This is a genomic window from Candidatus Sodalis endolongispinus (assembly GCF_018777395.1).
In the GTDB taxonomy this organism is placed as follows: domain Bacteria; phylum Pseudomonadota; class Gammaproteobacteria; order Enterobacterales; family Enterobacteriaceae; genus Sodalis_B; species Sodalis_B endolongispinus.
In genome coordinates this window covers 732,084-754,563 of the sequence record NZ_JAFJYC010000001.1, presented here as the reverse complement: position 1 = coordinate 754,563, position 22,480 = coordinate 732,084, and the positions used below count along the sequence as shown (strand labels likewise).

Below are 22,480 nucleotides of genomic sequence, written 5' to 3'. Positions count from 1 at the left end.
TTGGCACTCAGGTGCAGGGGCGTGCTAAGCGTTTTTGACCAGCAGGCGGCGGATAATCAGCAGCACGCTGCCTATCAAACCGGTGACCAGCAGCACTACGGGCAAAACAATCAACGCCATCATCACTTGATCCTCATGATGCTTAACCACCGGCACATGGCTGATGGCATAGCCGAGCGAAACCAGCACGGTGACCCAGATTAACGCGCTTAACCAATTGAACAGCTGGAAACGGGTATTGCTGAGGCCGGAAATGCCGGCCATGGTAGACAGAAGCGTACGCACAAAAGCCAGAAAGCGGCCGACCAGCAGGGCAGTCAGGCCATGGCGATTGAACATGGTGTAAGCGCGCAAATGATAGTGGGCGGGCAGATGGAGCAGCCAGCTTCTGACAATACGCGTGTCTCCCAACCAGCGACCTTGCAGGTAACTGAACCAGCAGCCAGGTCCCGCCGCCGCGCTGAGAATAATCAACGTGGGAAAGAACGCCATTACGCCTTTGGAGACCATCGCGCCCGAGAGCAGCAGCAGACTATCACCCGGCAAAAAGGAGGCCTGCAGCAGCCCATTTTCTAAAAACAGCGTGGTAAACATTACCCCATAGACCACCCAAATCACCCGGGGATCGGCCAAAGCGGCAAAATCCTGATGCCAGAGCGCCCGGATAATCTCTTCTAGTATATTCATCTCAACCTGCTTACTCACATTTTATCGACAGCTTAGCGCCACGCCGGTCAGCAGTCCTTGATCCATCACCCAACCAAACACTTTTTTTAATCTATTTTAGTCAGCAAAGCGTCAACCGGCGATTAATCGGCGCATAAACGCGAATTCATCACTTGCGTGGCGCGATGCGGGCGAAGCCTGAGGCCAAATCGTCGATCAAATCCTCGCAGTTCTCCAGTCCTATATGCAGCCGAACCAGCGTGCCGGTGAAATAGACGCCACCGGCGGGGCGGATGGCCGCCAGTTCTTCCGGCTGGTTCGCCAATATCAGCGACTCAAAACCGCCCCAGGAGTAAGCCATACTGAAATGAGTAAAGTTATCCAGATAATGTGCCAGTTGATCATCGCTTAATCGTTGTTTAAGCACGAAGGAAAACAGCCCGCTGGCGCCGGTGAAGTCTCGAACAAAGGCTTCATGGCCTTTGCTTCCCGGCAGCGCGCGTTGGCCACCGCGGTGCCGATCATCGCATCGGAATGGCCGATAAGATATTTGGTGCCGGCTTGAAGGGAAATATCCACGCCCAAATCCAACGCTTTTAGCAGTATCCCTGCCGCCCAGGTATTATCCAACATAATGACAATATCTGTATTTTTGGCACGTACCGCACGCACGATAGCAGGAATATCCTGCACTTCCATGGTAATTGACCCTGGCGATTCCAGCATCACCACCCGCGTATTATCCTGAATCAGATCGCCAATATCCGCGCCAATAAGCGGATTGAACCAAGTGGTCGTAATATTCATTTTGCCGAGGATATGCCGGCAGAAGTCCTGCGTAGGCTCATAAGCCGAACCGGTGACCAGAATATGATCGCCCGCCGAGACGAAAGACAGAATAGCGTTGCTGACCGCTGCGGTACCGCACGGATAGAGCGCGCAGCCAGCGCCGCCTTCCAGCTCCACCATCGCCTGCTGCAGGGAAAAGTGTGTCAGCGTGCCGCGCCGACCGTAATACATCTCGCCGCTGGCGCGTCCCGCCGTGGCCTTTTTCTTGTGCTGGACGGAATCAAAGACCAGCGAGGACGCCCGCTGGATGACCGGATTCACCGAACCCTGCGTAAATGCGGGTTTTCTGCCGGCGCTAATCAGCACCGTTTCTAATTTCTTCGACGTCATTATTCGCGCTTTGCCTTCTGCCATATATTTCATGCCGTACGTGGCGGCTGGGATGCCCATCCGATTCAGATTAACACTTATGGCGTGTGCGGGGCAGACGTTTTGCCCGCCTTTGTCCCCCGGCGACAGCGGATATAGCGATCACGCTCCATCGCTTGCAGGCCTCGAACGCTATCCCGGCGGCGGTTTTGAAAACGCGATAGCTTTCATCACTCAGGTGACCCATTTACCCTGAAATTACCCCGCAGGTGACAAGCACAAATAATAATGAGAACCACTATCAATTCCTGTCCCATTTGCTATTATTCTGGCTGAATTATTCTTGGGTCAGTATCGGGTGGAGGCACAGCGTGAAATCTGCTGTTAAGCAACAGAATTTATTATTGAGCGGCGTATCAACCGGGCAAGGCGCAGTATTCGCCATGATGTTGCGCGGCATTTTCCTGAGCCTGCTTCTGAGCGCAGGCGTGGCGGGCAATGCTCTCGCCGCGCAGGCCACTGCTGCGACACCGACCGCCACGCAATCTGATGCTTGCGCGTCCGACACCGGCGCCGCCGATACGTCCCCGGTGCCGGCCGCCGCACAGACAGCGGCCAGCGGCCCGTTATCGCTGCCGGTTCCCGTAGGGGAGACGCCCGCGCAGCAGCAACTGATGCAAATGGATCTCTCCGTTTTGGGCATGTATCTACACGCCGATGTGGTGGTAAAAATTGTCATGATCGGCCTGCTGTTGGCCTCGGTGGTCACCTGGGCATTATTTTTCGGTAAAGGCGCCGAACTGCTGGCGGTTAAACGGCGCCTGCGCCGTGAGTTGCTGCTTTTGAAAGACGTGCGCAGCCTGGATCAAGCGACAACGGTGGCGGCGAATTTCTCCCCCCGCAGCCTGAGCGCCAGTTTATTGGCCGAGACCGCCAACGAATTGGATCTGTCGGCCCGTCTTATCGACAACAACGGGATCAAAGAGCGCGTGGCCTTTCGTTTGGAGCGTCGGGTGGCCGGCGTTAGCCGCGCCATGGGTAAAGGCAATGGCTTTCTGGCCACCATCGGCGCGATTTCTCCCTTTATTGGCCTGTTCGGCACCGTTTGGGGCATCATGAACAGTTTCATCGGTATCGCCCATACCCAGACCACCAATCTGGCGGTTGTGGCGCCCGGTATCGCTGAAGCGCTACTGGCAACTGCGCCGCGCAACTTCTGCTGTTTCTCGGCCGCGATTTGGATCTGGCCGCGGAAGCGGGCAGCCAAGTGTCCGCACAGGTGACTAAATTTCTGGTTGGATAAGTAATGGCGATGCATTTGAATGAGGATGTTGATACCGACGGCGAAATGCACGATATCAACGTTACCACTTTTATCGATGTCATGCTGGTGCTGCTGATTATCTTCATGGTCGCCGCGCCGCTGGCAACGGTGGATATCCGGGTGGATTTACCCAATTCCACCGCAGCGACTAAACCGCGGCCTGATAAGCCATTGTATTTATCGGTTAAAGCGGACAAGCAACTTTTTATCGGCGATAAGACGGTGACAATGGCGACGCTGGCCCAAACGTTGGACGAACAGACCCAGGGTAATAAAGACACGCCAATATTTTTCCAGGCCGATAAGAGCGTGGATTACGCAACGTTAATGTCGGTCATGGATAGCTTGCGCAAGGCGGGGTATTTCAAAGTTGGGTTAGTAGGCTTGGAATCCCCCGGTCAGGGCTAATGTGCTGGCACACCCGGTCGCCAACGTCTCTATTCGCGTTGTCCTGACCCGCCAAAACGCGCCGGCCCTACCCGCGTCCCGGCGCTTGGATGGTTAATGTTGCCGTTGGCCGATGTAATGGTGGGCCCACGGCGGAGCCGGTCACCTGGCGCGCGACAATTCGCCCTATATGAGGCGACCCGACCTGTCCTGTTGGTTTCCCAGTTCACTTGTGAAGCTTTCACCGTCAAACGCGATGAGCTACGCCGCGCCTGGTCTTTACCTTACCACAAATGATTGCCCCCGGTGACGCCATGCACTTCCGCCGTCACGTAACTGGATTCCTGCGAGGCCAGATACACATAGATAGGCGCCAGCTCCGCGGGTTGCCCGGCGCGGCCCAGAGGGGTCGAGGTACCGAATGATGGCAATGCCTCGGTCTGCTGTCCACCGGCCACCTGTAAAACGGTACATATAGGCCCCGGGGCGACACAGTTGACGCGTATGCCTTTCTGCGCCACTTGCTTGGCCAGCCCGCGGGTGAAGTTAAGGATGGCGGCCTTGGTCGAGGCGTAATCCAACAGCGTCGGACTAGGTTGGTATGCCTGAATCGACTAGGTGGTGATAATCGACGCGCCGGGGGGTAAATGTGGCAGGGCGGCCTTGGTCATCCAGAATAAAGAAAATACGTTGGTTTTACGTTGGTTTCAAAGGTTTCTCGAAATTGTTCGGTGGTGAGATCGGCGATATCTTTCACGGCGGTTTGCTTTCCGGCCACCAGTGCCTTGCGGCCTCCAAGACGACCGCTACCGCGATAACTTTTTTCCCCGCAATCAGGTACCGGCGTCATGTCGGTTTGCAGACCGGGCGGATTCTGCTGCTGCTTAGGAAAGCCGTCCTTTGAATATTGAGTCACAGGATTCTGCAATTTATATCGATCATAATCCGCCATTATTCTCTCCATGTACTGTTAAAATTTTGCTGTGATTTAGCCCCCTGAAACACCAGACAGTAGCTGTATCTCCAGATAAGAGATAGGCTTTAATATATGTCTAACACTAACGCCAATTTTGATATGACCGGGATCCATCGTCTGCTGAATAGTGGCCATTTTTTCCTGAGGAGTTTTACGTTTACGGACTTATTGACCTAACAGGATCCCGGCCATATCAAAATTGGCGTTAGTGTTAGACATATATTAAAGCCTATCTCTTATCTGGAGATACAGCTACTGTCTGGTGTTTCAGGGGGCTAAATCACGTTAAACGTCAAGCCGTCTATCAGGTAGTCATTATCGTGGCCCATACCGCTGGCGGTGGCGCTGGGAGATTGCCGGTAGCTTGTGGTGACATTGCAATACTGCTTTTTCATTCTGCCGATCAGATCCTCGCTGACGAAACTTTGTACCGCGCCGGTATCGACCACCATACTGATGGTGTAAGCTTTGTAATCCAGCGTCAATACCGGCGAGCGGCCAAACTGGTCTTCATAAGGCAGGAATTGCTGATATCCCATTAGCGACGGAGAATGACGCCAGGCGGTTAGCCTGTGGCTGCGGTTGTCCACCGCCCAGCTCAGCTGACGGAACACCTCAACGCCCAGAACACCATCCACCTTTTCCCCCAACGATTGGCTGAAAATGTCCAGATCGATTGCCAACCAAGGGTTGACGCCCGTTAGCGTATAGTTGCCAAGCGTTATCGGCAGCGAACGCCTGAGTGTGACCTGGTCGGCACTCAGCTTTCCCTGGGTGCTGACCACGCCGTTGGCCATAATGGTGCGGAAGACTGAAGGAATTTCATTCGACGTCGCGGGTCGGGTAAGCGTTTGCGCCAGCCGTTTATCAATCACCGTATAGCTGGCGCCGGTATCCAGCACAAACCGGTAGGTGTTGCCGGCAATGGTTACCGGCACCACCATGTGTAGCAGATGAACCGGTTCGTTCAAGACGGGCGGATTCTCCACGGACGCCTGCGCCGCAAAGGTCGGCGCACACGGCATAACGGCCAGCAACACGGCCAGACTGGCCCACAAAGGGCGAAAAGCGTAACGGCTATCCATGGTATGACGTCCTCCGGCAGGTCAAAAGGTAGCGGCCACGCGGGGGTGACCGACAGCCGCGCCTTTTGACGACAATGGCGTGATAATACCGTAAAACTTACCGCAGGGGATCCGCAACAAGTACCGTCGGACGCTGGCGCCCGGCTCTCTGCGCCCCGGGAACAACAGCACCGTCTTCAAGCTCTAATGCGTCGCTGGCACCCTCCGCATTGCTTCGAGCGGCCGTCATCCGGCACAGGGCGGCGCAGATAGTCCCCTTGACCTTGATGACCGCGGGCGCCGCCAGCACGACGACGCCGCAGGTGATAAGGTTATTCTACCGTTACCGATTTGGCCAGGTTACGCGGCTGATCGACGTCAGTCCCTTTGATCAGGGCAATATGATAGGCCAGCAGTTGCATGGGTACGGTGTAGAAAATAGGCGCCACAATCTGCTCCACGTGCGGCAGAGGGATAATCTTCATGTTTTCGCTGGCGGTAAAACCGGCATCCTGTTCCGCGAACACATACAGTAAACCGCCCCGGGCACGAACTTCCTCGATATTGGATTTCATCTTTTCCAACAGTTCATTGTTCGGTGCGATGACAATGACCGGCATATCGGCGTCAATCAGCGCCAGCGGCCCGTGCTTGAGCTCTCCCGCGGCATAAGCTTCCGCATGGATATAGGAGATTTCTTTCAGCTTCAGCGCCCCTTCCATGGCGATAGGATAAAGATCGCCGCGCCCCAGGAACAGCGCGTGGTGTTTATCGGAGAAACCTTCAGCCATGGTTTCAATAGGCTCATCCAACGACAGCATCTGCTCTATCCGGCTCGGCAGCGCTTGCAGAGCATGAACGATGTCTTCCTCCACCTGTTTTTCCATACCACGCAGGCGACCAATACGGGCCACCAACATCAACAGCACCGTCAACTGCGTGGTAAATGCTTTGGTGGAAGCGACGCCGATTTCGGTGCCGGCCCGGGTCATCAGCGCCATATCCGATTCGCGCACCAGCGAGGAGCCGGCAACATTACAGATGGCTAGCGAACCGAGATAGCCAAGCGTTTTGGTCAGCCGCAGCGCCGCCAGCGTATCAGCGGTTTCGCCGGATTGGGACAGGGTAATCAACAGGCTGCCCGGGCGCACCGCGGGTTTGCGATAGCGGAATTCGGAGGCGATTTCCACATCGCAGGGTACGCCGGCCAGCGCCTCGAACCAGTAACGGGATACCATGGCGGAATGATATGACGTGCCGCAGGCGATAATTTGCACATGCTGCACCTGGCTCAATAACGCATTGGCGCTCTCGCCCAGTTCCGACAGCGTCACCTCACCGTGGCTGAAGCGGCCCTCCAGGGTATTTTTGATCGCCTGCGGTTGTTCAAAAATTTCTTTTTGCATGTAATGGCGGAACAGCCCTTTCTCTCCGGCATCATATTTTACCTGGGATTCAATTTCCGGGCGCGCCACAATCTGGCCAGTCTTATCCCAAACCTGCACGGTGCGACGGGTGATTTCGGCAATATCCCCCTCTTCAAGGTACATAAAGCGGCGGGTTACGGGCAGCAAGGCCAATTGATCGGAGGCCAGGAAGTTCTCGCCAACGCCGAGGCCGATCACCAGCTGACTGCCGGAACGCGCCGCAACCAGCACGCTGGGATCGCGGCTATCCATGATAACCGTGCCGTAGGCGCCGCGCAGCGCGCCGACCACCCGCTGCATTACCTCGACCAGCGCGCCGTTCTGCTGACGCTGCTCCCAATGCACCAGATGCGCGATCACCTCTGTATCGGTTTGGGTAACAAAAGTGTAACCGCGTGCGCGCAGTTGCTCGCGCAGCGGTTCATGGTTTTCGACAATGCCGTTATGGACCACCACGATATGACAGGAGACGTGGGGATGGGCATTGTTTTCCGTCGGCTCGCCGTGGGTCGCCCAGCGGGTATGGGCAATGCCGGTGCCGCCGGACAGAGGATGCGCCTGGGCCGCTTCGGTCAGGGCGCTCACTTTGCCCACGCGGCGCAGGCGTTGCAGATGGCCGTCTTTATCCACCACCGCCAGCCCGGCGGAATCATACCCACGATACTCAAGACGACTTAATCCTTCTAACAGGATCTCGGAAATATCACGCTGCGCAACCGCGCCTACTATTCCACACATCTCGGTTATTCCTGATTGAACGGCGGCAGTCGCCGTTATGAGCTAGCACAAAATCCGACCGGCGCGGCGCCGGAACACGCCACGGGTTTTGCCGGCCGCGGTAACGTTAGGCGGCGGGCAAAACCTACCGCAGGGGGCGGCCGCATCCTCATTTTTTCTTCACCGGTCGCGTCCAGTTGGCAAGGGGAAACTGACGTATCCGGCTGATAATCATTTCGCCCTCGGCCACATCGCGCGTCACGGTGGTACCGGCGCCGATGGTGGCGCCGCGGCCGATAGTCACCGGTGCCACCAGCTGACTATCGGATCCGACGAAGACATCGTCGCCGATGTGGGTCTTATGCTTGTTGGCGCCATCATAATTGCAGGTGATGGTACCGGCGCCTATATTAACCTGGGCGCCAATTTCGGCGTCCCCTAGATAGCTGAGATGACCGGCTTTAGAGCCTTTGCCCAGACGGGCCTGTTTCATCTCGACGAAATTCCCCACGTGTGCGTCTTCCTCCAGCTCGCTGCCGGGACGCAGGCGGGCAAAGGGGCCGAGAGTACTGCGCGCCGCCACGCGCGCGTCTTCAATCACGGTATAAGGGCTGACTATCACATCATCACCGATGACCACATTTTTCAGGACGCAGCCGCTGCCGATAATCACCCGGTCGCCCAGCGTGACCTGCCCTTCGAGAATGACATTGGTATCAATTGACACATCCTGCCCGTGGCGCAATTCGCCGCGCAGATCGAAACGGTCAGGATCGGACAACATCACGCCGGCCAGCAACAGGCGCTCCGCCTGCTCACGCTGAAAAAGCCGCTCCAGCCGCGCAAGCTGCAGCCGGTTGTTGACGCCTTCGACCTCTGTCTGCCGGGCGGGCTGTACCGCGTTGATCTTACGGCCTTCATGCCAGGCCATGGCGATGATGTCCGTCAGATAGAACTCGCCCTGCGCGTTCTCGTTGGTTAACTGCCCCAACCAGCGTTTGATATCCTCGCCGCCGGCGACCAGAATACCGGTATTGATTTCTTTAATTTGCCGCTGCTGCTGGCTGGCATCTTTCTGCTCGACGATACCGGCCACCTCACCGTTAATGCGCACGATACGGCCATAACCCTCAGGATTGTCCAGTGTCACCGTCAGTAGGCCGATGCCACCCTGCGGACGCGCCGCCAGCAGGCGCTGCAATGTGTCGGGAGAAATAAGCGGTACATCGCCGTACAGGATTAAGACATCTTCTTCGTCGCGCAGGTCCGCCAGCGTCTGCTGAACGGCATGGCCGGTGCCGCGCTGTTCGGCCTGTAGCACCCAATTTAAAGGCGCATCCTGCCGGGCAAGCCGCTCACGCAGCAGCTCGCCGCCGTGACCGTAGACCAGGTGAATGCGCGCCGCGCCCAGCTGCGTGGCGGCATCGATAACGTGTTGCACCATGGCTTTGCCGGCAAGGGGGGGATGCAGCACTTTCGGCAAGGCGGAAAACATACGACTTCCTTTGCCCGCGGCAAGGACAACCACGCTTAAAGCTCGATTAGACATAACCATCCTGTGGAACCTTAATTATCAGACGAAAGTAAACCCGTTCGCAGGCGGGATTACTACATATTTTGGCATGAAAAACACTTTACAGGGCCTAGCCGCCCGGCGCTAAGGCTATTTGTCACGTTTGTGTTGCCAGAAAGGAAAATGACGCTGCGCTTGACGTTTTTTTCAGCGCAACAGTGGCGAAATCCCCTTGGCGGACCTCACTTTGGCCGTTCACTTAATTAAAGATAAAAAAAGCCGGTCATTATGACCGGCCTTTTTGCATACCCTCTTGATTACATCGCTTTTTTGGTCAATTCGATGACCAGCAGTTTCGCCAGCGCTTTGGAGAGCTCGGCAGAGGCCTGGGCATAATCAATATCACCGTGGGAGTTATTGATATGCTCTTCCGCTTTACGCTTGGACTCCATTGCTCTCGCTTCGTCAAGATCCTCGCCACGAATGGCGGTATCGGCCAGTACGGTCACCGTACTGGGCTGCACTTCGAGCACGCCACCGGACAGGTAGATATACTCTTCGTTGCCGTGCTCTTTAACGATACGCACCATACCGGGCTTAATGGCGGTGAGCAGCGGCGCGTGGCCGGAGAAAATCCCCATCTCGCCTTCGCTGCCCGTCACCTGGATTTTTTCAACCAGCCCGGAAAACATCTGTTTTTCGGCGCTGACCACATCCAGATGGTAAGTTTTTGCAGCCATATCACCCTCCTCTCAAGGCGTTACAGTTTCTTGCCTTTTTCCACGGCTTCGTCGATGGAACCCACCATGTAGAACGCCTGTTCTGGCAGATGATCGTATTCGCCGTCCATGATGCCTTTAAAGCCACGGATTGTGTCTTTCAGCGCCACGTACTTGCCGTGCGAGCCGGTGAACACTTCCGCTACGAAGAACGGCTGGGACAGGAAGCGCTGGATCTTACGCGCGCGCGATACCACCAGCTTGTCATCTTCAGACAGCTCGTCCATTCCGAGGATAGCGATGATGTCTTTCAGTTCCTGATAACGCTGCAAAATGAACTGCACGCCGCGGGCCACATCATAATGCTCCTGGCCTACCACTAACGGATCCAGCTGACGGCTGGTGGAGTCGAGCGGGTCAACCGCCGGGTAAATGCCCAGAGAAGCGATTTGACGGCTCAGTACCACGGTCGCGTCAAGGTGGGCGAAGGTGGTCGCCGGCGACGGGTCGGTCAAGTCATCCGCGGGGACGTAAACCGCCTGCACCGAGGTAATAGACCCGGTTTTGGTGGAAGTGATACGCTCCTGCAACACACCCATTTCTTCCGCCAGCGTCGGCTGGTAGCCTACCGCAGACGGCATACGGCCCAGCAACGCGGACACTTCGGTCCCAGCCAGGGTATAACGGTAGATGTTGTCGATGAACAGCAGAACATCACGACCCTCATCACGGAATTTCTCCGCCATGGTCAGGCCGGTCAGCGCCACGCGCAGACGGTTGCCAGGCGGCTCGTTCATCTGGCCATACACCAACGATACTTTATCGATAACGTTGGAATCGGTCATTTCATGATAGAAGTCGTTACCTTCACGGGTACGTTCACCCACGCCGGCGAACACGGAATACCCGTAGTGTTCGATAGCGATGTTGCGGATGAGCTCCATCATGTTAACTGTCTTGCCCACGCCGGCGCCGCCGAACAGGCCGACTTTACCGCCCTTGGCGAACGGACACATCAGGTCGATAACCTTGATACCGGTTTCCAGCAAATCCTGGTAACTGGCCAGCTCTTCATAGCTCGGCGCCGGACGGTGAATGGACCAACGCTCTTCCTCGCCGATATCGCCTTTCATGTCGACCGGCTCGCCCAGCACGTTCATGATGCGGCCCAGGGTAGCTTTACCCACCGGCACTTCGATAGCGCGTTCGAGATCGGTCACCTTCAGGCCGCGACGCAAACCGTCGGAGGAGCCCATCGCGATGCAGCGGACGACGCCTCCGCCCAGCTGTTGTTCTACTTCCAGCACCAGTTTCGCGGCGCCGTTTTCCACTTCAAGCGCGTTGTAAACCTTGGGTACGGCGTCTTGCGGGAACTCGACGTCGACCACGGCGCCGATAACCTGGATAACATTTCCAGTAGCCATCTTGAATCCTCTACGTAATTCGTAACCTAAACCTAAACAGCGGCGGCTCCCGAGACGATTTCGGTGAGTTCCTGAGTGATGCTGGTCTGTCGAGCCTTATTGTAAACAAGTTGCAGCTCTTTAATCAGGCTGCCGCCGTTGTCCGTTGCGGCTTTCATCGCTACCATACGCGCGGCCTGTTCGCTGGCCAGGTTTTCAACGACGCCCTGATAAACCTGCGATTCCACATAACGACGCAGCAGGGTATCCAGCAGCGTTTTGGGATCGGGTTCATACAGATAATCCCAGGATTTTGTCTTCAAATCCGCTTCTTCCGCAGGCGGCAGAGGCAGGATTTGCAGAATCTTCGGCACCTGAGACATGGTATTGACAAATTTGTTGCTGACAATATAGAGCTTGTCCAGGCGTCCTTCGTCATAGGCCTGCAGCATGACTTTTACCGGCCCAATCAATTCAGACAGTGTGGGGTTGTCCCCCATGCCCGTCACCTGAGCAACCACTTTGCTGCCGACCGAATTGAAGAAAGACACCGCTTTGGAGCCAATCAGCGCCAGTTCGGTTTCAACGCCTTTCCCGTTCCACTCTTTCATGTCCGCCAGCAGCTTTTTGAACAAATTAATGTTCAGGCCGCCCGCCAGACCGCGGTCGGTTGCCACCACCAGGTAACCCACGCGCTTCACGTCGCGCTCGTCCAGGTAGGGGTGTTTGTATTCCAGATTTCCCAGGGCAAGGTGACCAATCACTTTGCGCATCGTTTGGGCATAAGGACGGCTGGACGCCATGCGTTCCTGAGTTTTACGCATTTTGGAGGCGGCGACCATTTCCATCGCTTTGGTAATCTTTTGCGTATTCTGGACGCTGGCAATCTTGCTACGTATCTCTTTTGCGCCGGCCATTTCTGCTTCTCCTCATTGCTTTATGGCCTGCTCACGCAGGCCATAGCGCGTTACCAGGACTGGGTTGCCTTGAAGGTATCGAGAATGCCTTTCAGCTTGCCTTCGATATCATCGTTATAAGCGCCGGTCTGGTTGATTTGTTGCATCAATTCGCCCTGCTCGCGGTCCACGTAGGCCATCAGCGCGGCTTCAAAATCACCGATTTTCGCCAGCTCGACATCTTCCAGATAGCCGCGCTCCGCCGCAAACAGCACCAGCGCCTGCTGGGCGACCGACATCGGCGCATACTGTTTCTGCTTCAGCAGCTCGGTCACTTTCTGACCGTGGTTTAACTGCTTGCGGGTCGCGTCATCCAGATCGGAGGCGAACTGGGAGAAGGCGGCCAATTCACGGTACTGCGCCAGCGCGGTACGGATACCGCCGGACAGTTTCTTCATTATCTTGGTCTGAGCGGCGCCGCCGACGCGGGATACCGAGATCCCCGGGTTAACTGCGGGACGGATACCGGCGTTGAACAGGTTCGATTCCAGGAAGATCTGACCGTCGGTGATGGAAATCACGTTGGTCGGAACGAACGCGGAAACGTCACCGGCCTGGGTTTCGATGATAGGCAGCGCGGTTAACGAACCGGTTTTGCCCTTCACTTCGCCCTGGGTGAACTGCTCAACGTATTCCGCGTTGACGCGGGAGGCGCGCTCCAGCAAACGGGAATGCAGGTAGAATACGTCGCCAGGATAGGCTTCACGGCCGGGCGGACGACGGAGCAGCAGGGAGATCTGGCGATACGCCACGGCCTGCTTGGAGAGATCATCATAAATGATCAGCGCGTCTTCACCGCGATCGCGGAAGTATTCGCCCATGGCGCAACCGGCATACGGCGCCAGATACTGCAACGCGGCGGATTCGGATGCGGTGGCGACCACGACGATAGTGTTCGCCACCGCGCCGTGCTCTTCCAGCTTACGCACCACGTTGGCGATAGTGGACGCTTTCTGGCCGATGGCGACATAGATACATTTGATGCCGCTGTCGCGCTGGTTGATGATGGCATCGATGGCCAGCGCCGATTTACCGGTCTGACGGTCGCCGATGATAAGCTCACGCTGACCGCGGCCGATAGGAATCATGGCGTCGACGGATTTATAACCGGTCTGTACCGGTTCATCGACCGACTGACTTTCGATAACGCCCGGCGCAATCGCTTCAACGGCAGAGAAGCCGTCGTGCTCCAGCGGGCCTTTACCGTCGATAGGCGCACCCAGGGTGTTCACCACGCGGCCAAGCAGGCCGCGACCGACCGGCACTTCGAGAATACGGCCGGTGCATTTGACTTTCATGCCTTCGGCCAGATCGGCATACGGCCCCATGACCACGGCGCCGACGGAGTCACGCTCCAGGTTCATAGCGATGGCGAAACGGTTGCCGGGCAGCGCGATCATTTCACCCTGCATCACTTCGGCCAGACCGTGTACGCGGATGATCCCGTCGCTGACGGAAACGATAGTACCTTCATTGTGAGCTTCGCTCACTACATTGAACTGAGCAATGCGCTGCTTGATCAGTTCGCTGATTTCGGTGGAATTCAGTTGCATGCTCCAGTCCCCTTAAAGACTGCAAGACGTCTGCCAGGCGCTCCAGACGACCGCGTACGCTGCCGTCTATCACCATATCGCCCGCGCGAATAACGACGCCGGACACGACAGACTTATCAATTTTGCAATTCAGCTTAACTTTGCGTGACAGACGTTGTTCCATCGCGGCGCTGATTTTTGCCAGTTGTTCTTCTTTCAACGTGCTGGCGGAAATAACGTCCACTTCCACAGTCGCCTCTTGCGCCGCGCGCAAAAGGATGAACTGGTCCAGCACATCCGGCAAAACCGTCAGACGCCTGTTTTCCGCCATCACCCGTATTAGGTTCTGGCCGGCGGCATCAAGCTCCTCGCCACATACCGCGATAAACGTCTCCGCCAGATTCTCGGGCGCAACCGCACCTGATAGCAGTTCGGCGATCCGCTCATTGCGGCTCACCTCGGCACAGAACGTCAGCATCGCCTGCCAGTGCGCCACCGCCTGGCGCTCGACGGCAAAGTCAAAAGCCGCTTTGGCGTAGGGGCGAGCTACAGTTACCAGTTCAGACATCGGACCCTCCCTCCTTACAGTTCAGCGACAATTTTATCAACGATGTCGCTGTTGGCAGCTTCATCCACGGAACGTTCGATGATCTTCTCGGCACCCGCTAAAGCCAGCATAGCGACCTGCTTGCGCAACTCTTCGCGTGCGCGCTTGCGTTCGGCGTCAATTTCCGCCTGCGCCTGCGCCAGAATTTTGTTGCGCTCCTCTTCCACTTCGGCTTTGGCTTCATCGACCACTTGCGCTTTACGCTTGTTGGCCTGTTCGATGATTGCCTGGGCTTCCACCTTCGCTTGCTTCAAATGATCGGTTGCTTCGGCCTGGGCGATGTCCAGATCTTTTTTGGCGCGTTCCGCTGAAGCCAGACCGTCAGCAATTTCTTTCTGACGCTTCTCGATGGCGGCCATCAACGGCGGCCACACATACTTCATGCATAACAGCACAAACAGGACAAACGCGATGGCCTGGCCGAGGATTGTTGCGTTAAGATTCACAGCACAATGCCTCTTGTAAAGTTAACGGTTCGATGTTGGTTAGCTTGGCGTTTAACACTACGCTACGGAGAACATCACGTACAGGCCCAGGCCCACGGCGATCATGGGGATGGCGTCAACCAGACCCATAACGATAAAGAACTGCGTGCGCAGCAGAGGGATCAGATCAGGCTGACGCGCGGCGCCTTCCAAAAATTTACCACCCAGGATGCCGATACCGATCGCAGCACCGATTGCCGCCAGACCCATCATCACAGCGGCAGCCATGTACAGCAGATCCATATTCAGGTTTTCCATGACAGTCTCCAGTTTGTTTCAGTTAAACGCAGTATTAAAGTGAATAAAAATCAATGTTATTCAGACGCCATCGCGAGATAGACAATCGTCATGACCATGAAGATAAAGGCTTGCAGCGTAATAATCAGGATGTGGAAAATGGCCCATGGCACATTCAGAATCCACTGCGACCACCACGGTAACATACCGGCAATCAGGATGAAGATCAACTCACCTGCATACATGTTGCCAAACAACCGAAGGCCCAGCGAAACTGGTTTGGACAGCAGGCTGACGCCTTCGAGAATCAGGTTGACGGGAATGAAAATCGGATGATTGAACGGCTGCAGGGTCAGTTCTTTAACGAAGCCGCCGATCCCCTTCATCATCACGCTGTAGTACAGGATGAGAATAAATACGCACAGCGCCATCGACAGCGTGATATTGACGTCAGCCGAGGGAACCACACGCAGCGCCGGCAGGCCCAGCACGTGCTCACCGAGGTAAGGCAGCAAGTCGATGGGCAGCAGATCCATCAGGTTCATCAGGAACACCCAGACGAAGATGGTCAGCGCCAGCGGGGCGATGATCTTGCTTTTGCCGTGAAACATGTCCCGTACGCTGCCGTCGACAAAGCCCACCACCAGCTCAACGAAGGTCTGCATCTTGCCAGGTACGCCGCTGGTTGCGCCTTTGGCGACGCGGCCGAAGATCAGCAGGAAAATCGCGCCGAGCAGCAGCGAGAAGAACATGGAATCTATGTTCAGAACCCAGAAAGACGACGCCGTGTGGGGATTAACCAGTTCAAAGGTACGCAGGTCCAGCTGAAGGTTGTTCAGGTGGTGGCCTATGTATTCCTGTGGAGTAGAGATTTCTCCTGATGCAGACATGATGCCTCTTACTCTTTGTTGTTAATTACGGCCGGTGCCAATATCTGCACAATCAGCACCGATAAATAGGTCAGGACCAATGGGACAAACGCGGCCTTGAACATACCAAGCGCGACGACCAGCAAGGCGATGGTCGCCGCCATCTTCAGCCCCTAGCCGATAGCGAATGACCAGGCAATGCGACCCGGGACCGCGGCCTGGGCCTGATGACGGCATGCGTAGAGCATGAACGCGACATTGGGCAACCAGGCGGCCAACCCGCCCCCCGCGGCAGATGCGGCGGCGCGAGGGCTTTGCAGAGCGAACCGAACGCTGAACAGCACCAAAGTCATCAACTGGGCAAACAGTAGATTTCCAGCGACTTTACCGCTGTAAAGGGCTAAGGTCATGACTTTGAGACTCTCCCTACCCGCTCAACTAAGGCTGAGTGTGTATAAAACTGCCTTTGCCGCGATCAGTCAAGCGGTGAAAAACGTGCAAATTATACGGGTCAGTACTACGAATTCAATCGATAAGTAGCGAAAAGGTGAACAATAATTTAAAGATTGCCGTTTTCCTCTTTTTTACCGTAAAAGCGCGGGAATCATAACATGCAAAACTTTCCAACGCTTCACCAATTATCGCTTGTAAAACTGTGCACAAGATCACATCTCGGCGCGTTTTAAATCCCAGCCCAAAGGTTAATTCGAGCAATAGTCAAAATTCAAAATGAAGTAAAAATGTTTATATACAATAACTTGTATATTTAATTGACCAGGGTTGTCTCTATTTTCTCCCGCGCACTGCCGCGCTTGCGCCGTGCAGGTTAATATTGGCGTGCGGTTTAGTAATGTGGACGTAATTTTTGATTACATATATTTACTGCAGTTACTATTAGTACAGGTAATATTTAGCGGCGGGATGCAATTGCTAATAAAATGTAAAACGCAGGTAAAGGATTCTCGGAATGGCTAAATTACCGCCGACGGATTTATTAATAAAGCGCGCGGCGTTTCTATTCGCCTTTTTGTTGACGAAAAACAATTTAATGGGCCGCGAGCACCACGATATGTCGTTCCTCTTCCAGGCCCGGCACCTGAAGACCGATCACCGTTTCAACCCGAAAACCCGCCGGCAACGCGTTCAGCTCCGCCTCGGACAGCTGGCCTTTGAGAGCATAAAATCGCCCTTCTGCCTTACACGGCAGCGCCGCACACCAGGTCAGCATGTCGCCGAGCGAGGCAAAAGCGCGGCTAATTACGCCGTCAAACACCGCAGACGGCGTGAATCTCTCTACCCGGCTTTGTACCGCCGTGACATTGTCGAGCTCTAATTCATGCTGCACCTGGCGTAGAAAGCGTATGCGCTTGCCCAGACTGTCCAACAGAGTGAAATGCGCATCTGGACGCACGATAGCCAACGGAATGCCCGGCAAGCCCGGACCGGTGCCGACATCGATAAAACGATCGCCGCGCAAGTGCGGATTGACGATAATACTGTCCATAATATGGCGAACCAGCATCTGTTCAGGGGAGCGCACCGACGTCAGGTTGTAAGCTTTATTCCATTTATGCAGCAGCGTCACATACCCCAGCAGCTTCTCTTTTTGCGCCGTGGTCAGCGCCATATCCGCCTGCGCCAGCAGGGCCTCCAGTGTCTTAAGCATTAATGCGTTCCGTCGTTATCAGGCGCAGCGGCGCAGCAGCCCCTGTTTTTTCAGCCAGACCAGCAAAATAGAAATCGCCGCCGGCGTCACGCCGGAAATGCGAGACGCCTGACCGATAGAATTGGGTTTGTGATAGTTGAGCTTGGCAATCACCTCGTTGGACAGCCCCGATACGGCGCCAAAATCCATCCCCGCCGGCAGCAGGGTATGCTCATTGCGCATCTGGCGCGCAATCTCCTCCTGCTGACGGGAGATGTAGCCCTGGTATTTGATCTGGATTTCAACCTGCTCTGCCGCCTGGCAGTCGGCCAGCGCCGGTGCAAAACGTTCCAGGCGGGTCAAGCGCGCGTAATCCATCTCCGGGCGGCGCAGAAGTTCTTCGCCATTGGCTTCGCGCGTCAACGGCGCTTTGAGCAGCGGGTTAAGCTGATCGACGCCGTCGCTGCCGGGATGCACCCAGATATCGCGTAGGCGCTGACGTTCGCGCTCGATTTGCTCCTGCTTGGCGCAAAAGCGCGCCCAGCGCACGTCATCCACCATTACCAGCTGCCGGCCGGTTTCCGTTAGGCGAAGATCGGCATTGTCTTCCCGCAGCAGCAGTCGGTATTCGGCGCGCGAGGTAAACATGCGGTAGGGCTCTTTGGTGCCCAGCGTGCATAAATCGTCCACCAGCACGCCAAGATAGGCCTGATCGCGTCGCGGCGACCAACCGTCTTTCCCCGTGGCCAGCCGGGCCGCGTTCAGACCGGCGAGCATGCCCTGGGAGGCAGCCTCTTCATAGCCGGTGGTACCGTTGATTTGACCGGCGAAAAACAGCCCTTCGATCAGTTTGCTTTCCAGCGTCAGCTTAAGATCGCGCGGATCGAAGAAGTCATACTCGATCGCATAGCCGGGCCGCACAATACGCGCGTTCTCAAGCCCCTGCACAGAGTGGACGATTTTCATCTGCACGTCAAACGGCATGCTGGTCGAGATGCCGTTAGGATAAATTTCGTTGCTAGTCAGTCCTTCCGGCTCGAGAAAGATCTGATGGGCATCGCGATCGGCAAAACGCATCACCTTATCTTCAATGGACGGACAATAACGCGGCCCGACGCCTTCAATGATGCCGGAGTACATGGGACTGCGGTCCAGGTTCTGGCGAATGACCTCGTGGGTCTTCTCGTTGGTATAGGTAATATAACAGGGGATTTGACGCGGATGCTGATCCGTCGAGCCCAGGAACGAGAAAACGGGCAGCGGGTCGGCGCCGTGCTGTGTCGCCAGCTGTGAGAAGTCGATACTGCGCGCATCAATACGCGGCGGTGTACCGGTTTTTAAACGGTTGACCCGGAAAGGCAACTCGCTCAGACGGCGCGACAAGGAAACCGAAGGCGGATCTCCCGCCCGGCCGCCGCTATAATGATCCATGCCGATATGGATCTTGCCATCGAGGAAGGTTCCCACGGTCAGTACGACGGCGCGGGCGCGGAATTTCAGCCCCATTTGGGTGACGGCGCCAATCACCTTGTCGCCTTCCATGATCAGATCCTCAACCGCCTGCTGGAAGATCATCAGATTAGGCTGGTTCTCCAGCGCGCCACGCACCGCTTGCCGGTAAAGCACGCGATCCGCCTGCGCACGGGTGGCCCTGATCGCGGGGCCTTTACTGGCGTTTAGTATCCTGAACTGGATGCCGGCCTTGTCAATAGCCTGCGCCATCAGGCCGCCCATGGCGTCGATTTCCTTGACCAAATGCCCCTTACCGATACCGCCGATCGCCGGGTTACAGGACATTTGTCCAAGCGTATCAATGTTATGCGTCAGCAGCAGGGTTTGGCATCCCATACGTGCCGACGCCATTGCAGCTTCCGTACCGGCATGGCCGCCACCAATAATGATGACGTCAAAGTGATCTGGATAAAACATTGTAAAAACACCTCACGTGAAAGCGAAGGATCGTCAAGGGGCTTGGGGAAGAGGATTCTACTCAAGTTTAAGCGGGATACAAGCCCGGAAGATCCGCAGGTAATTAAAGAAAGATCTTTCTATTTAAAGATCCCTTATTATGTCTACTACTAGAATCGCGATCTTCTGTGGATAAGTCATTTTTGATCAAGCGATACAAGGTATTATCGATCCACTGATCCTGTGAATGATCGGTGATCCCCACCGGTATAAGCTGGGATATTCTTGCCTTGTTATCCATATGGTGCCGCAACGATAAAGGTTATACATTGGATAACTACCGGTTATCAGCCGCTTTTAGCCTAAGTTATACACAAAAAAAGTGATATTAGCGTGCTTTTACTTGTGTGATCCACTCCGTCACCCAGACTTCTGCCGGATCCTCCGGGATTTCATGCTGGGTAATGTCGATTTTCAGCACGTCGCCGATCCGTTTGGCGCCGAGCGCGGTAAGCTGACGATCCAAGGTGTCGATCGCGCCGCAGAACGTATCGTATTCGCTGTTGCCGATGCCGATAGCGCCGAAGGTGACCGTGGATAGCGAAGGCGATTGCGCCACCAGCTCTTCCAGCAGAGGTTGAAGATTTTCCGGCAGTTCGCCGGCGCCATGCGTAGAGGTGACCAGCAGCCACAGACCCTCGGTGATCAACTCCGCCAGTTTGGCACCGTGCAGAATGTCGGTGCTCAAACCCTGCTGCTCCAGGATGCCGGCGACATGCTCGGCAACATATTCGGCGCTACCCAGGGTGCTGCCGCTAATGATGGTTACGTCGGCCATGATGGTCCCGTCAGATAAATGAGCCGGTATTGTACGCTGTGTACCGGCTGTGATCTACCTGTGGATAATTGTGGGTATTGTTATGGCCGTTAAGGCACGATGGTACGGCTGATGGTGTTTTGCAGCGAGATAAGCGTTTCGGTGGATTGGATTTCATCGATGGTCTGGATCTTGTTGATAAGTACCTGCTGCAGGGCGTCGATGGAGCGGCACATCACCTTGATGAAGATACTGTAATGACCGGTGGTGTAATAGGCTTTCACCACCTCTTACAGCGCCTCCAGTTTTTTCAGCGCCGACGGGTAGTCCTTGGCGCTTTTAAGGATGATGCCAATAAAGCAGCAGACGTCATAGCCCAGCTGTTTCGGGATGACATCCACCCGCGCCCCGGTGATAATGCCCGCCTGTTTCATTTTTTCCACCCGCACATGCACGGTGCCGGGACTAACGTTAAGCTGCTTGGCCAGCTCGGCGTAGGCGGTGCGCGCGTTGGCCATCAGCGCCTGCAAAATGGCGCGATCGAGGGCGTCGAGCTGATAAGTTTCCGCCATGGTAATGTCCTCTGTGGCGATCCCGGCGTCAGATCCATTGCTCGTCCGCGGGATCACGCTTTACGGCGCCAGCGGCGCATAAACCGCTGTTTCAGTCCGGTGTCGAAGCGCCAGATGTGATCGAAGATCTTCATAATACCGGGTTTTCCCATCGACGATAGCGCAACGGCGTGAAAGCGTTGCTGCTCACGTATGCGCTGTTGGACCGTTTCAGGCAGGGGCGCTGGGCAATAAAATCGGAAATGACCACCGCATCCGCATCCTGCCACGCCGGGTCGGCGAGTTTTTCGCTTAGCGCCGTCAGGCAGGCGGCCAAATCGGTGCCGCCGCGAAAGCGCTGGCCGAGGAAGCGGATAGCTTGCTCCAAGCCGCCGTAGGCGGTTAGCTCGTAATCCACCTGTCCGGTAGAAAACAGGCTGATGAAGCAACGCCGGTTATCGGCCAGCGCTATCCGCATCAGCGCCAAACAAAACCCCTTTGCGCAGGCTTCGTTGAAGCCGCCCATTGAACCGGAGGTATCTACGCAGACAATCATTGGTCCCCTCGGCTGCTCATCGTGCTGCTCACTGCTGGCTGTCTGCAGGATGCGCCTGGTCTGCCAGGCATCACCTTGCAAACGGTAGGTCAGCAGCCGTTTCTCCAGCAAACGACGGTAAAACTCGTATTCCAGCTCGTCGATACCGAGAACGGCCAGTTCCCCCGGCAGTAGCCGCAGCAGATCGTCGCTCTGGTGGATGCCGCTGATTTCTTCCGGTTGTACCGCCGGTTACCGTACCCGCTTTATTACCTCGCGCTGCAGCTTGTGGGGCGCGGCGACAAAGTGCGCCTCGCGGCTGCGTCCCAATTGCTCGGCCAACTGCTGCAGCTCCGGTTGCTGATGCAGAAATTCGCCGTAATGCACCAGCAGGCGATAGTCACTTTGTTCTACCTGCCCGGCAGTCATATCCCATAACCGGCCGGCGGCGTGTTTATTCTCCGCCAGCAACGGCGCCAGCGCGCCGCTCATTGCCAGTTGCCGCTGTAGCTCATCGAGCAGACTCTACCGCTCTTTCTCCAGCAGCTGATGCTGCAGCGTCAAACTGATGCGCCAGCGATGTAAAAATAAGGTTTGGAACGCACTATCGGGACGCGCTGTTTCCCTTGATGCGGCCTGATTAAGTCTTTGCGCTTCGGCATGAAAAGGCGATGTCAGGCTGGCGAGCCGCGTCAGAGTTTCCGGCAGCTGGGCGAGAAAAACGTGATTGTCTTGCAACTGACTTTGTTGAAAGAGATAAAATTCACTCGCAAGCGCAGGAGGCACTTTCCCCTGACGCAGCGCCTGTTCCAGCCGCGGTTTCATTAGCGGCGCGCGTTTCATCAAGGCTTTCTTCAGCGCCGGAAATTGTTCCAATAGCAACACGACCTGCGGACTGCCAAGCAAGGTCAAAATAATGTCATCCAACAGCTGTCCCTGATCAATGGACAGCAGAAGGTTAAGCGTATCCATCGTTACCACCGC

The 22,480-nt window shown here is 55.8% G+C and carries 16 protein-coding genes and 7 pseudogenes; 2 read left to right on the top strand and 21 right to left on the bottom strand.

Annotated elements, in window-relative coordinates; all coding sequences use genetic code 11:
* Positions 1–24: 24 nt before the first annotated feature.
* Positions 25–687 (bottom strand): DedA family protein, encoded by a 663-nt coding sequence (locus JZM24_RS03740; RefSeq protein ID WP_215668606.1) that lies wholly within the window; start codon positions 685–687, stop codon positions 25–27.
* A 148-nt stretch (positions 688–835) separates the two neighbouring features.
* Positions 836–1,845: pseudogene (locus tag JZM24_RS03735) on the bottom strand (PLP-dependent transferase).
* A gap of 383 nt (positions 1,846–2,228) precedes the next feature.
* Between JZM24_RS03735 and exbB the strand changes: the two are divergent.
* Positions 2,229–3,107 carry a tonB-system energizer ExbB gene (gene exbB / locus JZM24_RS03730; protein WP_376775509.1) on the top strand — a complete coding sequence of 293 codons (879 nt, stop codon included), beginning with the start codon at positions 2,229–2,231 and terminating at the stop codon, positions 3,105–3,107.
* 23 nt (positions 3,108–3,130) lie between these two features.
* On the top strand, positions 3,131–3,556 hold the full coding sequence (gene exbD / locus JZM24_RS03725) for a TonB system transport protein ExbD (protein WP_215668605.1): 426 nt from the start codon (positions 3,131–3,133) through the stop codon (positions 3,554–3,556).
* A 263-nt stretch (positions 3,557–3,819) separates the two neighbouring features.
* Here exbD and JZM24_RS03720 read toward each other — a convergent pair.
* The 19 genes and pseudogenes from JZM24_RS03720 to viaA form a co-directional block, all read right to left on the bottom strand.
* Positions 3,820–4,487, bottom strand: a pseudogene (locus JZM24_RS03720) (SDR family oxidoreductase).
* 84 nt (positions 4,488–4,571) lie between these two features.
* Positions 4,572–4,703: pseudogene (locus JZM24_RS19605) on the bottom strand (IS3 family transposase); the annotation flags it as partial.
* An 83-nt stretch (positions 4,704–4,786) separates the two neighbouring features.
* Complete coding sequence (locus JZM24_RS03715) at positions 4,787–5,596, bottom strand: retropepsin-like aspartic protease (RefSeq protein WP_215668604.1); 810 nt, start codon at positions 5,594–5,596, stop codon at positions 4,787–4,789.
* Between the two features lie 311 nt (positions 5,597–5,907).
* Positions 5,908–7,740: a glutamine--fructose-6-phosphate transaminase (isomerizing) gene (gene glmS / locus JZM24_RS03710; protein WP_215668603.1), complete on the bottom strand. Its 1,833-nt coding sequence runs from the start codon at positions 7,738–7,740 to the stop codon at positions 5,908–5,910.
* A 148-nt stretch (positions 7,741–7,888) separates the two neighbouring features.
* Positions 7,889–9,268 (bottom strand): bifunctional UDP-N-acetylglucosamine diphosphorylase/glucosamine-1-phosphate N-acetyltransferase GlmU, encoded by a 1,380-nt coding sequence (glmU, locus tag JZM24_RS03705; RefSeq protein ID WP_215668602.1) that lies wholly within the window; start codon positions 9,266–9,268, stop codon positions 7,889–7,891.
* A gap of 281 nt (positions 9,269–9,549) precedes the next feature.
* Positions 9,550–9,972 carry a F0F1 ATP synthase subunit epsilon gene (locus tag JZM24_RS03700; RefSeq protein WP_215668601.1) on the bottom strand — a complete coding sequence of 141 codons (423 nt, stop codon included), beginning with the start codon at positions 9,970–9,972 and terminating at the stop codon, positions 9,550–9,552.
* Between the two features lie 20 nt (positions 9,973–9,992).
* Positions 9,993–11,375 carry a F0F1 ATP synthase subunit beta gene (atpD, locus tag JZM24_RS03695; RefSeq protein WP_215668600.1) on the bottom strand — a complete coding sequence of 461 codons (1,383 nt, stop codon included), beginning with the start codon at positions 11,373–11,375 and terminating at the stop codon, positions 9,993–9,995.
* Between the two features lie 32 nt (positions 11,376–11,407).
* A complete protein-coding gene (atpG, locus tag JZM24_RS03690; protein WP_215668599.1) occupies positions 11,408–12,271 on the bottom strand; it encodes a F0F1 ATP synthase subunit gamma in 864 nt (287 codons plus the stop codon).
* Positions 12,272–12,321: 50 nt separating this feature from the next.
* Positions 12,322–13,863 (bottom strand): F0F1 ATP synthase subunit alpha, encoded by a 1,542-nt coding sequence (gene atpA / locus JZM24_RS03685; protein ID WP_215668598.1) that lies wholly within the window; start codon positions 13,861–13,863, stop codon positions 12,322–12,324.
* 16 nt (positions 13,864–13,879) lie between these two features.
* A pseudogene (atpH, locus tag JZM24_RS03680) lies at positions 13,880–14,410 on the bottom strand (F0F1 ATP synthase subunit delta); the annotation flags it as partial.
* 14 nt (positions 14,411–14,424) lie between these two features.
* Positions 14,425–14,895 (bottom strand): F0F1 ATP synthase subunit B, encoded by a 471-nt coding sequence (gene atpF / locus JZM24_RS03675; RefSeq protein ID WP_215668597.1) that lies wholly within the window; start codon positions 14,893–14,895, stop codon positions 14,425–14,427.
* Positions 14,896–14,952: 57 nt separating this feature from the next.
* Positions 14,953–15,192: a F0F1 ATP synthase subunit C gene (gene atpE / locus JZM24_RS03670; protein ID WP_215262826.1), complete on the bottom strand. Its 240-nt coding sequence runs from the start codon at positions 15,190–15,192 to the stop codon at positions 14,953–14,955.
* A 56-nt stretch (positions 15,193–15,248) separates the two neighbouring features.
* Positions 15,249–16,061 carry a F0F1 ATP synthase subunit A gene (atpB, locus tag JZM24_RS03665; RefSeq protein ID WP_215668596.1) on the bottom strand — a complete coding sequence of 271 codons (813 nt, stop codon included), beginning with the start codon at positions 16,059–16,061 and terminating at the stop codon, positions 15,249–15,251.
* A gap of 8 nt (positions 16,062–16,069) precedes the next feature.
* Positions 16,070–16,450: pseudogene (gene atpI, locus JZM24_RS03660) on the bottom strand (F0F1 ATP synthase subunit I).
* Positions 16,451–17,085: 635 nt separating this feature from the next.
* The gene (gene rsmG / locus JZM24_RS03655) at positions 17,086–17,706 is read right to left on the bottom strand and encodes a 16S rRNA (guanine(527)-N(7))-methyltransferase RsmG (RefSeq protein ID WP_215668595.1); all 621 of its coding nucleotides are present in this window, start codon (positions 17,704–17,706) and stop codon (positions 17,086–17,088) included.
* An 18-nt stretch (positions 17,707–17,724) separates the two neighbouring features.
* Positions 17,725–19,614 (bottom strand): tRNA uridine-5-carboxymethylaminomethyl(34) synthesis enzyme MnmG, encoded by a 1,890-nt coding sequence (mnmG, locus tag JZM24_RS03650; protein WP_215668594.1) that lies wholly within the window; start codon positions 19,612–19,614, stop codon positions 17,725–17,727.
* Between the two features lie 367 nt (positions 19,615–19,981).
* Positions 19,982–20,431: an FMN-binding protein MioC gene (mioC, locus tag JZM24_RS03645; RefSeq protein ID WP_215668593.1), complete on the bottom strand. Its 450-nt coding sequence runs from the start codon at positions 20,429–20,431 to the stop codon at positions 19,982–19,984.
* A gap of 89 nt (positions 20,432–20,520) precedes the next feature.
* Positions 20,521–20,982: pseudogene (gene asnC, locus JZM24_RS03640) on the bottom strand (transcriptional regulator AsnC).
* Positions 20,983–21,035: 53 nt separating this feature from the next.
* Positions 21,036–22,477, bottom strand: a pseudogene (gene viaA, locus JZM24_RS03635) (ATPase RavA stimulator ViaA).
* Positions 22,478–22,480: the final 3 nt, after the last annotated feature.